Genomic DNA, 12076 nt, shown 5'->3' with positions numbered 1-12076 from the left:
CGCAAGGCAAAGCACACAGAGCCGGCAGCGATGCCGGCTTTTTTATGCCTACGGTGGTGTGATCAATTGCCGTTCGAGGCAGCGCCGGATCGCGTGTTTGGCGTTGGCGACCCCCAGCTTACGCACCGCATTGCCGATGTGAAACTTCACCGTGCCGGTTTTTATCCCCAGGATCAGCGCGATCTCATGGTAGGTTTTGCCCTGGCTGGCCCAGTAGAGGATTTCCCCTTCGCGCGGCGAGAGCCGGTCTGTCCGGCTCGCCTCGGCGTTGGCCAAGGCCAGAGCGTGCTGGTGGGTATCGACCAATACCATCTGCAGGCTGGCCCTCTCGTCTTCCATCAGCTGCCGCAGTTCGGCGTCATCGGCTGCCGTGGCGCTGATCGACAAGATCGCCAGGTTGTTGTCGTGATCGTGCAAAACAAAGCTGCAGCCGTGCACGATGTCGTACTCCCGCGCCTGGCTGAAGATCTTCCGGTAATGCCGATCCGCGGTGGTGACGGGGGTGTCGTGCCACATAAAGGGCGCGCAGCGACTATGGGCGGCGCGCACGACGGGATCGATGCGCTGATAGCGATTGGCGCTGTAGATGTCCAGCCATTCTTGCGGGTAGCTCGAGACCAGCAGATGGCGATCGGGAAGGTGTTTGTTGAAGGTCAAATAAGCGTATTTGAATTGGCTGAAGGCGTGCAGTCGGCCGTCAAGATGCAGTCTTGCGGCGACGGCGTTGGCGAATGTGACGGTCATTGGTAACCTCCCTGTCGTTCGCGGCTCAGCCCGACCTGCACCAAAGTCCAGCTAGTCAGTGCGGCGGATTGAAATTTATACTCGGCTAATAAATTCAAAAAGGCAGCAATGCCAAGACCCGAGCTTAGCAGCTCTGGGCGGAAATAAGCCAACGCCAGGGAAATTCTTTCAATCATCCTCTCATCAATGCTTCTGGGATCTATTGTGCGGGCGGCGAGGCTACCTCGCCGCCGCCTTATTGGCTATGCGGGCATCGCCGCTGCGGGAATGATGGCGCCGCGGTGTTGGATCACCGTTGCGGCGAGCTGGTGGCCGCGCTGCGCCGCCTGTTGGGCGCTGCCGCCGTTCAGGCGTACCGCCAGGTAACCGGCGCTGAAAGAGTCGCCCGCCGCGGTGGTATCCACCACGCGTTCCGGCGGCAGCGCGATGGCCGGCACCTCAAGCCGCTCTCCCTCCACGCTGAACACCAGACAGGCATCCGCGCCGCGTTTGATAACGATCTCGCCGACGCCGAGCGCCTGCGTGCGCGCCACCACCTGTTCAACCGGCTGCGTGCCCCACAGCAGCTCTTCGTCATCCAGCGTCAGGAAGGCGATGTCGGTGCAGGCCAGTACCTCACGGTAGGCCTGCTGCGTTTCCTCACGGCTGTGCCACAGGCGCGGGCGATAGTTATTGTCGAAGATAACCTGGCCGCCGTTGGCGCGGCAGCGGCGCAACAGCGCCAGCAGCTTCGTGCGGTCGGCAGGCGCGAGGATCGCCAGGCTAATGCCGCTGAGATACAGGTAATCGAACTGCGCCAGCCGGGCGCACAGTGCGTCGGCCTGGGGACCCGCCAGCCAATACCGGGCGGCGGCGTCGTTGCGCCAGTAGTAGAAGGTGCGTTCGCCGGCGGCGTCGGTTTCGATCACGTACAGGCCCGGCAGTTTGTTTTCCAACCGCTGAATCAGCCCGGTCTCGATCTTCTCCTGCCGCCAGGCCTGCAGCATCTCGTCGCTGAAGCTGTCGGTGCCGAGCGCGGTGACGTAATGCACCTGCAGCGTCTGTTCCGGCATTTGGCGGGCGAGGTAGACGGCGGTGTTGAGGGTATCGCCGCCAAAGCCGCGCGTCAGCTGTGCGCCCTGCTGCGACAGTTCGATCATGCATTCGCCGATCACGGCGAGATTTCGGATAGTCATCGTCAATAAGCCCTGGCTAAAGAAGAAGCAACAACCGCCAGTCTCCACGCAAGGCGGTGAGGGAGTCAATAAATTAAAACGGTGTTTTGATTTTTTATGATCGCGATCGGCCCATGCCAAAACAGGGTGAAGAAGAAACCGTGCGGCAATTCGTGCTTAAAGTTTTGCGCGGCGCGGCCGATAAGCTGGGTAAAGAAACAGCGGCAGCGCTCTCACTTCCCCGCCACGGCGATAGTACCGATGATAACCAACCTGATCTCGGGTCTGCTGGCGCCCTGTTTTGCCCTCTATGCCTGCGCCAAATCGCGGCGCTACTGGCGGCAATGCCGGCGCTTGTATACCTTCCAGCCGATTTATCGCACCAGCGGCGCGCTGCTGGCGGTGGAACTGCTGACGGCGGTATATCACCCGAATGAACCGGACAAACGGCAATCCCCGGAACAGTATTTTTCCTCGCTCGGCGTCGCCCAGCGTTTGCGGGTGATCCAGGAACAGCTGGCGCTGTTGCAGCGCTGGCAGGCATTGTTCATTCGCCACGCGTTGATGGTGTCGGTCAATATCGACGGCATGGCGCTGCAAGCGTTGCAGCGCCATAGCGAGCTGCAGCGGCAGATCGCCGAGATGCCCTATCTGCGCTTCGAACTGGTGGAGCACGCCGAAACGGCGTCAAACCGCCCGTTGCACCAGATGGTCGGCGGCGAACGGCTGTGGCTGGACGATTTCGGCAGCGGGCTGGCCAACTTCTCCGCCGTCGGCGCCTGGCGCTATCAATACATCAAGGTAGCGCGCGAATTGTTCACCTTGCTTAAACAGTCTGAAGAGGGCGTGCAGCTGCTCGGCACCCTGATCAAGATGATGAACCAGTACAGCGACGGGGTGATCGTCGAAGGCGTGGAAACCGAGCAGGAGTGGCGGCTGGTGCAGCGTTCCGGCGCGTTGGCCGCGCAGGGTTACTATCTTTCCCGCCCGGCATGCTTTGAAACTTTACACAGCGTACCGACGCTGTTCGCCGCGCCCGGCGCGCCGGCGTGAACTCCGGCCTATCCTCAGCTAATCTTAAACGGGGCTGCTCATTCCTTTTCCTTTCATTCGGCAGCCCGGTTTATGTGCTGAGGGAGCCCTATGACAAGAACAGGAAAGGTTTTCAGCTGGCTGGGCGGCATTGTGCTGCTGGCGATCGCCGCGCTGGCGATCTTCATCGCTACCTTCGACTGGAATCGACTCAAGCCCACCATCAACGACAAAGTGTCGGCCGAACTGCGGCGGCCGTTCGCCATCCGCGGCGATCTGGGCGTCGACTGGTCGCGTAACCGGGATGAGGGCGGCTGGCGCGCCTGGGTGCCCTGGCCGCATATTCACGCCGAAGACGTGTGGCTGGGTAACCCGAAAAACATGCCCGGCGACAGCATGGTGACGCTGCAGCGCGTCGACGCCAGCATCGCACCGCTGGCGTTGCTGAAGAAAGAACTGCTGATCCCGCGCATTTGGCTCAAGCAGCCGAATGCGTCGTTGCAACGCCTGGCCAACGGCGACAACAACTGGACGTTTGACCTGGCCGCTGGCCAGGATCCGCAGCAACCGCCTTCCGACTGGTCGTTCACCGTTCACGACATCGTGTTCGACAAGGGGCAGATCGCCTTTAAAGACGCCACGCTGAAGGCGGACTTCCGCGCCGTCATCGATCCGCTCGGCAAACCGCTGCCGTTCAGTGAAGTGACCGGCAAACAGAGCAGCGGCAAGGCCGCCACTCCTGACTACGTCTTCGGTTGGCAGGTCAAGGGCAAATACAACGGCGAGCCGCTGAGCGGCAGCGGCAAGATTGGCGGCATGCTGTCGCTGCAGAGCGCCGATCTGCCGTTCCCGCTGCAGGCCGACGTGCGCTCCGGCAGCACCCGTGTGGCGGTGGCGGGCACCTTGACCGATCCGCTGAACCTCGGCGGGCTGGACGTGCAGCTGAAATTTTCCGGCGAAAGCCTGGGTAATCTCTATGGCTTGACCGGCGTGCTGCTGCCGAACACGCCGCCGTATGCGACCGATGGCCATCTGATTGCCCGCCTGCATCAGCCGGGCGGCGCCGTGTTCGAATATCAGAAATTCGACGGCAAAATCGGTGACAGCGACATTCACGGCGATTTGAAATACGTTGCCGGTAAGCCGCGGCCGACGCTGAGCGGCGCGGTGAGCTCCCGGCAGCTGAGGTTGGCGGATCTGGCGCCGCTGATCGGCGCGGACTCCAACGCCGCCAAAGCCGGGCGCGGCGAGAAGAGCCGCCAGCCGGCGGATAAGGTGCTGCCGGTCGAACAGTTCGATACGCAAAGCTGGCGCAAGATGGATGCGGACGTGAAGTTTGCCGCCGCGCGTATCGAACGCGGCAGCGATTTGCCGCTGAGCGATTTGGCCACGCATCTGAAGCTGAACAATGGCGAACTGCGCCTGGATCCGCTGCGCTTCGGCATGGCGGGCGGCAGCCTGAACGCCGTGGTGCGCCTCGACGGCGGCAAAAAGCCGATGCGCGGCCAGGTGGATATGCATGCGCGCAAACTCCAGCTCAAACAGCTGTTGCCGAACGTGGCGGCGATGAAGCGCAGCCTCGGGCAGATGAACGGCGACGCCAGGCTGACGGGCAGCGGCAATTCGGTGGCCGAGCTGCTGGCGACCAGCAACGGCGACCTGCGCCTGTTGATCAATAACGGGGTGATCAGCCGTAGCCTGATGGAGATCCTCGGCCTGAACGTCGGCAACTATCTGGTGGCGCAGCTGTTCGGCGACGACGTGGTGGGCATCAATTGCGCCGCGGCGGACGTCGGCATCCGCAGCGGCGTCGCCGCGCCGCGGCTGTTCGTGTTCGACACCGAGAACGCGGTGATCAACATCACCGGCAACACCAACCTCTCCACCGAACGGCTGGATTTGTCCATCGATCCGGAAAGCAAGGGGATGCGCGTGCTGACCCTGCGCTCGCCGCTGTACGTGAAAGGCACCTTCAAGCACCCCGACGCCGGGGTGAAAGCCGGGCCGCTGATCGCGCGCGGTGCGGCGGCGGTGGCGTTGGGGGCGGTGCTGACGCCGGCGGCGGCGCTGCTGGCGCTGGTTTCACCCAGTGAAGGCGGCGAGGAGAACCAGTGCGGGCAGATCCTGCGGGAGATGAAAGGCAAAAAATAGTCAGGCGTGCGGCGGCGGCGTGAGTAGCCGGCAGTCGTGATCCTGGATCTCTTCCGCCGAGGCCAGGGTAAACGGCAGCAGGCTGCGCTCGGTCGCCAGCAGCAGGAAATCGCCGTCCGGCAGCGCGGTCATCGCCAGGCCGAAGCTGCCCATGCGCCCTTCGGCGCGCGGCAGGCCGGAAGCCAACAGGCGGAAGGCGCCCTGTTGTTCCAGTTCGGCGGGGGTCACCCGCCGCCCCAGATAGTCATGCCCCAACAGGCCGCCGGGCAGCGGTTGCCATTGATCGATAAAATCGGGGCCGATCTGCGCCAGCCGCTGTTTTACCGCCGGCAGCAGGCAGGAGATATGAATGTGCAGCTGGTTTTGCGTGCGGCCATATTCCGAGTTGATCGCCAGTGAAATATCGCCATCGTCGATCGGCTTGCCATAGCGTTCCGCCATCACGTGGCGCGCGCGCCAGGCCTGGGCGAAGAAATTCGGCGTGGTGGCGTCCAGCACTGCCGGGCTTTCTATCCCGGTGATTTTGGCGCTGGGCATCAGCAGGTATTGCAGCGGCCCGTTGCGATCTTTAAACACCACGAAGCCGGCCGGCACATCTACCTGCGCGCAGGGCGCCGGGTTGTCATGCGCTTGCTGATTGGGCAGACATTGCTGGCTGACGATGCGCCACAGCGCATCGGGATGATCAGGCTTCAACCCGTAATAGAGCGCGATGGCGAGAGCCGCCAGCAGCGCAACGCAGACAAATACCCCACGACGCAGAGACATCGGCCGATCCTGTTACCGAGAGAAACATCCAGCATAGCCCGGTTTTATGACAGTAAACGAACAACGCGTGCGGCCCCCGCAGTGAGGGGGCCGCAGGGGATCACAGCGACCGGTGGCGGGTTTCTTTCATCAACAGCAGGGCCAGCAGCGTCAACCCGGCCATCGCCGCCAGGTACATGCCGACGTAGAACAGCCCGTAGTGGGCAGCCAGCCAGGTGGCGATATAAGGCGCCACGGACGCGCCGAGGATCGACGCGACGTTGTAGGAGAACGACGCGCCGGTATAGCGCACTTCGGTAGGGAACAGCTCCGGCAGCAGCGCGCCCATCGGGCCAAAGGTCAGCCCCATGATGCTCAGGCCGCACAGCAGGAAGCCCATCACCAGCGCCTGATTGCCGGAACCCAGCAGGGGCGGGAACAGGAACGCGAAGCCGATCATCAGCAGGGTAATGGCGATCATGGTCTTGCGGCGGCCGAACGCATCCGCCAGCAGGCCGGCGATCGGCACCATCACGCCGAAGCCGATCACCGCCACCATCAGCATCCACAGGAAGCTGTTGCGGGAGTAGCCGAGGCCCAGCGGCTGCGGCGCGGTGCCGTAGGTCATCGAATACACCGTCATCAGATAAAACAGCGTGTAGGTCGCCAGCATGATGAAGGTGCCGAGGATGGTGGCTTTCAGGTGCTTGCTCAGCAGCGTGCCGAGCGGCACTTTCACCTGTTTGCCGGCCTTGGCCACTTTGGCGAACACCGGCGTTTCATGCAGCGATACCCGAACGTACAGGCCGATCAGCACCAGCGCCGCGGAGAGGATGAACGGCACGCGCCAGCCCCAATCCATAAACTGCTGGTCGCTCAGCAGCCAGGAGAGCAGCAGGAAGGTGCCGTTGGCGAAGAAGAAGCCGATCGGCGCGCCCAACTGCGGGAAGGAGCCGTACAGCGCGCGCTTTTTGGCCGGCGCGTTCTCCGTCGCCAGCAGGGCGGCGCCGCCCCATTCGCCGCCCAGCCCCAGACCCTGCCCAAAGCGCGCCAGCGCCAGCAGGATAGGGGCGAAGATGCCGATGGTTTCATAGCTTGGCAGCAGGCCGATCAGCACGGTGGAAATCCCCATGGTCAGCAGCGAGGCGACCAGCGTGACCTTGCGCCCTACCCGATCGCCGAAGTGGCCGAACAGCGCAGAGCCGATAGGGCGCGCGACAAAGGCGACGGCGAAGGTGGCCAGCGACTGCAGCGTCGCGGTGGTCGGGTCGCCCTGCGGGAAGAAGATGTGCGGGAACACGATCACCGCGGCGGTGGCGTAGATGTAGAAGTCGAAGAACTCGATGGCGGTGCCGACCAGCGAGGCGACGATGACTTTCCCGCGGGAGTTCACCGGTGTGGACGCCTCGTCGGCGTCGAGTGGGGGTGCGATGGTGGCTTGCATAATATTTCTTATCGTTAGAGGGGGTAAAAATCCATCTTAGTGACAGCATGCGGCCTTTTCAACGCGGGAGCTTTGGGCAACGCCGCTCCTAACCGGTTAAAAAGACTAATGTTTTACCGGGCTTCTTTTCTGCAGCGTTAAACGTTGAGAAATGGAGTTCGCGCAGAGGGAATGGCTGTAAAAACGGCAAAGAAAAGTGACTGGGCAGTTTGTTATGCTGGTTTCCGGATGGCGCACCGTGCGATTCAGATGTATTGACTGGTTTTTTGGCTGTTAACCAGATTAACGTGCCGGTGTGTGCGATAACACCGGCACGATTGCATGGCTTCAGCGCGCTGGCGGCTCGCGTTCCGGCAACGCTTTGTCGCCTTTGTAGTCGGCGGTGGCGATCCAGGCGGCGCAAAACAGCGTCAAACGAGCGAAGAAGTAGAAGAACGCCATCAGCCCGATCACCGATCCGAAGGCCGCGCCGGAAGGCGACTTCGCCACCTGCGGCAGCGTCATGGTCATCACGAACTTGATCACTTCAAAGCCGATGGCGGCGAGCAAGGTGCCGCGCAGCAGCGCTTTTTTCTTCGGTTTGTGGCGCGGCAGCATCCAGAAAATCCACAGGAACAGCAGATAGTTGGCGAAGATCGAGATCGACAGCGCGATCGTCGTCAGCGCCGGCCGCAGCCATTCGATGCCGTCCAGCCCCAGCGCGTTGACGATCGCCGCCTGCGCCGACCCGGCGACCGAGGTCAGCGACAGCGTGATAATCAGCGCGACCACCAGGCCGGTCAGCGAGATGAAGTCGCGGGTGTATTTGAAGTAGATTTTCTCCTGATCCTGCGGATTGCGCTCCCAGACATCGCGCGACTGCGCGCGGATCGCCTCGCGCAGATTGCCCATCCAGCTGATGCCGGAATAGAGCGCCAGCGCCAGGCCGGTCAACCCCACGGTGGTGCGCTGCTGAATGGCGGTATTGACGGTGTTCTTCAGCGTGCTGGCCAGCGTCGGATCGCTGATGCTGCCGACGATCCGGTTGATCAAGCGGGCCAGCAGATCCGGATTGGAGGCCAGCACGAAGCCGGCGGCGGCAAACGACACCATCAGGATCGGGATCAGCGAGAGGAATGAAAAATAGGTGATGGCGGCGCCGAACTGGCTACCCAGCCGATCGTTAAAGCGTTCGGCCGCGCGCAGCAGGTGCGCCACGCTCGGCCAGGCTTTGATGCGTTCAATCAGACGTGAAAAACCACCGATGCGGCGGTCGAGGGTCTCATGGCCGGTCTTGATGGCGATAAGCGGCTTCGGCGGCGTGTCTTGTGCGGGCTGGCGGCGTTCCTGGTCTGGTCCTGTAGGCATTACTTCACGATTTCCTTAACGTTAAACGGCATGTTTCAGCATTGATTATAGCCAAAGCCCCGCGGCGTTTTGAGCGCCGGGGCGGTAAACGGTCATTTTCCGAGCTTAGCGCGTTAGCGCCCGGCATGAAATGCCGGGGAGGGGCAGATAGGTAAAATTCCTATGAAAACCCCGTGGCGCCTCGGTTTTTTTCACTTTCCTACCTCCAATTTTTATCTGTTTCGTCGGCGAGAAAGCGTTTACTCATGATGTGGCGTTGCGCTTTGCCGCTCGCCGCTCCGCTGCAGCCGTAGGGGCTGGAACGGTCTCATCCGTCATCAACAGAAAAACTGGAAGGTCTTATGAAATTGCTTAATCACCCCACCTGCCGCCCGTTTACCGAAGCGGGCAATCTGTCGCAGCTGTCCGCCTACTATGAAGAGGGGCGGCACATCATGTGGATGCTGCTGCGCGCCGCGCCGCGCCCCTGCTTCAACCAGGCGCTGATCGAAGACATCATGACGCTGGCGCAGGCGGCGAAGGAATCTTCGCTGCGGTTCGATTTCTGGGTCACCGGCTCGCTGGTGCCGAACATGTTCAACGTCGGCGGCGATCTGCAGTTCTTCGCCGACGCGATCAAAAACCGCAAGCGCGAGGCGATGATGGCCTACGCGCGCGCCTGCATCGACTGCGTGCATGCGGCGGCTCGCGGTTTCGACACCGGCGCGGTCAGCATTGCGATGGTCGAAGGCAGCGCGCTGGGGGGCGGCTTTGAAGCGGCGTTGGCGCACCATTTCGTGCTGGCGCAGAACAATGCGCGCATGGGGTTTCCGGAGATCGCGTTCAATCTGTTTCCCGGTATGGGCGGTTACTCGCTGGTGGCGCGCAAGGCGGGCATGCGCTTGGCCGAGGAGCTGATTTGGGGCGGCGAGTCGCACACCGCAGAGTGGTTCGAGAGCCGCGGGCTGGTGGATCAGCTGTTCCAGCCCGGCGACGCCTACATGGCGACGCGCACCTTTATCGATACCATTCGGCCGAAGCTCAACGGCATGCGCGCCATGCTGCGGGCGCGTCAGCGCGTGTTGCAGCTGACGCGCTCCGAGCTGATGGACATTACCGAAGATTGGGTGCACTCGGCCTTTACCATTGAGGAAAAAGACCGCGCCTACATCGAGCGGCTGGTGATGTTGCAGGATCGCCATACCCTGAACCTGCGTCGTGCCGGCTAACCTTAACGCGCCCGCCTCATGCGGAGGGTGAGCGCGGGCGATAGGACTGCAGCCAATGCTCCAGCTGTTCCGGGAGCATTGGCCGCGCAAACAGAAAGCCCTGTTTTTCGTCCACGCCGACCTCGTCGAGGAAGTGGTTTTCGCTCTCGGTCTCCACCCCTTCGGCGATCACCCGGAACGCCAACGCCTCCGCCGCCGCAACGATCGCGCGCACCAACGATTGCGATACCGGGTTGAAATTCACCCCGCGCACGAAGCTTTTATCCAGCTTGATGGCGTCCAGAGGAATGCGCGCCAGCTGCGCCAGCGACGAATAGCCGGTGCCGAAGTCGTCGAGATGCACCTGCGCGCCCAGTTCGCGCAGCCGGGTGATCAACGCGCGCGCGCGGTTCTCGTCTTCAATCAGGCTGCTTTCGGTCAACTCGAAGTCCAGCAGACAGGGGGCCATGCGGTGACGGCGCAGCACCCCGAGCAGGTCGTTGACGATGCTGTCATCGGCCAGCTGACGGGCAGAGAGATTGACCGCCACCCGCAGATTCAAGCCCTGTTCTTGCCACTGCGCCGCCTGCCCGGCGGCGGTCTGCAGCACCCATTGGCCGAGCGGGCCGATCAGGCCGGACTCCTCGGCATAGGAAATGAACTGCAGCGGCGGGATCAGGCCGCGCTCCGGCGAATCCCAGCGCACCAGCGCTTCCACGCTGTGCACTTCACCGCTGCGCGCGTCGATTTTCGGCTGGTAATACAGCACCAGCTGATTTTGCTCCAGCCCTTTGCGCAGGTTGGTGTCCAGCCACATGTATTCGGCGACGCGTTTATTCATCTCCGGCGAGAAGACGGTATAGGTACGTTTGCCGTGCTCCTTGGCGACGTACATGGCGGTATCGGCGCTGCGGATCAGGCTGTCGAGATCGTTGCCGTGCTCCGGGCACAGCGCGATGCCGATCGAACAGCCGGTATACACCTCAATCAGGCCGATGCGGAAAGGGGTTTTCAGCCTGTCGATGATGCGCTGCGCCAGCGTTTGCAGGCGCTCGCGATCGGTTTGCGGTGCCAGCACCAGGAATTCGTCGCCGCCGAGGCGGGCGAGCACCTGGTCCGGGCCCAGGCAGCCGAGGATCGCCAGCGCGACCTCGACCAGCAGCCGATCGCCGAACATATGGCCGTAGGCGTCGTTGACCTTTTTGAAGTTGTCGAGATCGAGGTACACCAGGCCGAAACTCTCTTCGCCGCGCGTGGCGATGGCGTGATTGATCTTGTCCTGGATGGCGTTACGGTTCGGCAGGCCGGTGATGAGATCGGTGTTGGCCAGCACCCGCAGTCGCTCCTGCGCCCGGCGTTCTTCGGTGATGTCGGTACCGGAGCAGATCAGAAAGACTTCGTTTTTGCCGCTGCCGCTGTGCACGAACTTATTGCGGAACAGGAACAGCCGTTCGCCCTTGACCGTCTTTACCCAGCGTTCCACCTCATAGGACGAACCGTTGCGGAAGAAGCCGGCGATGTTGCGCCGCGAAGCGGCGGCTTCTTCCGGGCTCATAAACAGCTGGAAAACGTTTTTGCCGATCACCTCGTGTTCGTGCAGCCCGGTATACTCCTCGCTCAGCCGGTTGAAACGCTGAATGCGGCCGTGTTGATCGACGATCACGATCACCGAGTTGGCTTCGGACACCACCTGCTCGGCGAAGGAGAGGCCGTGCACCAGGTCGCGCGCCACAGATTGGGTGTCGCTGAAGGCGGAAGCGGTGCCCGCCCATTCGAGGTTGTTGACGCGGCGCCCGACCAGATGCAGATGCAGCGGTGCACCGGCTAGCGTAATGGTCAGCTCCAGGCTGGCGGTGACGCCGGTCAGGCGACGGATTTTCGCCGCTTCCATGGCGCTGAGCGCCACCGCGACGTGGGCTTTGCCTTTAACGGCGGACAGCTCCAGGGCATTGCTGTCAAACGCCAGCCGCCAGTGGGGGCTTTGGGTGCCGAAGTGGGCGTTAAGAAGCTCAGGGCCTTGGTCTGCGGGCATGATGATTCCTCAAAAGAGCACGGGCGGCCGGTCAGCACAGCTCCGGGCAGCCTGTTGGCCCGAAAGCGATCGCCGTACGCATCTGTGCATCATATAACAGGTTTTCACAGGCGGAGCGGGTGATGGGAACTATTATATAAGCAATGATTAGTTTTGCGGTGTAAACGTCGCCCGGCGGCCGGTTGTCTTAAAGTGTAGGAGAACATCGGATCCTGTGATGCTGGTACTGACTTCCCCC

General features: G+C 62.2%; 10 protein-coding genes. 3 read left to right on the top strand and 7 right to left on the bottom strand.

Annotated elements, in window-relative coordinates:
• Positions 1 to 48: 48 nt before the first annotated feature.
• The 3 genes from ACJ8HH_RS21495 to ACJ8HH_RS21485 all read right to left on the bottom strand — a co-directional run bounded on the left by ACJ8HH_RS21495 (position 49) and on the right by ACJ8HH_RS21485 (position 1919).
• Positions 49 to 744 carry a LuxR family transcriptional regulator gene (locus ACJ8HH_RS21495; RefSeq protein WP_060429270.1) on the bottom strand — a complete coding sequence of 232 codons (696 nt, stop codon included), beginning with the start codon at positions 742 to 744 and terminating at the stop codon, positions 49 to 51.
• Positions 741 to 920, bottom strand: a complete 180-nt coding sequence (locus ACJ8HH_RS21490; protein ID WP_033649970.1) for a hypothetical protein — start codon at positions 918 to 920, stop codon at positions 741 to 743. Before ACJ8HH_RS21490 ends, ACJ8HH_RS21495 begins: the two co-directional genes overlap by 4 nt.
• Before the next feature lie 66 nt (positions 921 to 986).
• Complete coding sequence (locus tag ACJ8HH_RS21485; protein ID WP_033649971.1) at positions 987 to 1919, bottom strand: sugar kinase; 933 nt, start codon at positions 1917 to 1919, stop codon at positions 987 to 989.
• Between the two features lie 240 nt (positions 1920 to 2159).
• On the opposite strand from ACJ8HH_RS21485, the gene pdeH reads away from it, so the two are divergent.
• Both pdeH and ACJ8HH_RS21475 read left to right on the top strand, forming a co-directional pair.
• A complete protein-coding gene (gene pdeH, locus ACJ8HH_RS21480; RefSeq protein ID WP_033649972.1) occupies positions 2160 to 2951 on the top strand; it encodes a cyclic-guanylate-specific phosphodiesterase in 792 nt (263 codons plus the stop codon).
• A gap of 90 nt (positions 2952 to 3041) precedes the next feature.
• Positions 3042 to 5081 (top strand): AsmA family protein, encoded by a 2040-nt coding sequence (locus tag ACJ8HH_RS21475; RefSeq protein ID WP_033649973.1) that lies wholly within the window; start codon positions 3042 to 3044, stop codon positions 5079 to 5081.
• Here the strand turns inward: ACJ8HH_RS21475 and ACJ8HH_RS21470 are convergent, their stop codons facing one another.
• The 3 genes from ACJ8HH_RS21470 to yhjD all read right to left on the bottom strand — a co-directional run bounded on the left by ACJ8HH_RS21470 (position 5082) and on the right by yhjD (position 8619).
• Positions 5082 to 5849, bottom strand: a complete 768-nt coding sequence (locus ACJ8HH_RS21470; protein ID WP_033654494.1) for a CDP-diacylglycerol diphosphatase — start codon at positions 5847 to 5849, stop codon at positions 5082 to 5084. It lies immediately after the preceding gene.
• A 100-nt stretch (positions 5850 to 5949) separates the two neighbouring features.
• Positions 5950 to 7272, bottom strand: a complete 1323-nt coding sequence (locus tag ACJ8HH_RS21465) for an MFS transporter (RefSeq protein WP_039569733.1) — start codon at positions 7270 to 7272, stop codon at positions 5950 to 5952.
• A 327-nt stretch (positions 7273 to 7599) separates the two neighbouring features.
• Positions 7600 to 8619, bottom strand: coding sequence for an inner membrane protein YhjD (gene yhjD, locus ACJ8HH_RS21460; protein WP_033636401.1), 1020 nt, complete (start codon positions 8617 to 8619; stop codon positions 7600 to 7602).
• Positions 8620 to 8960: 341 nt separating this feature from the next.
• Between yhjD and ACJ8HH_RS21455 the strand changes: the two genes are divergently transcribed.
• Positions 8961 to 9827 carry a crotonase/enoyl-CoA hydratase family protein gene (locus ACJ8HH_RS21455; RefSeq protein ID WP_033636400.1) on the top strand — a complete coding sequence of 289 codons (867 nt, stop codon included), beginning with the start codon at positions 8961 to 8963 and terminating at the stop codon, positions 9825 to 9827.
• A gap of 16 nt (positions 9828 to 9843) precedes the next feature.
• Here the strand turns inward: ACJ8HH_RS21455 and pdeR are convergent, their stop codons facing one another.
• Positions 9844 to 11838 (bottom strand): cyclic di-GMP phosphodiesterase, encoded by a 1995-nt coding sequence (pdeR, locus tag ACJ8HH_RS21450; protein WP_039569730.1) that lies wholly within the window; start codon positions 11836 to 11838, stop codon positions 9844 to 9846.
• Positions 11839 to 12076 lie beyond the last annotated feature (238 nt).

Source organism: Serratia sp. CY32780, assembly GCF_052169135.1.
Classification (GTDB): domain Bacteria; phylum Pseudomonadota; class Gammaproteobacteria; order Enterobacterales; family Enterobacteriaceae; genus Serratia; species Serratia sarumanii.
Note: the sequence above shows the minus strand (reverse complement) of the source record. Positions and strands in the feature narration are given on the sequence as shown.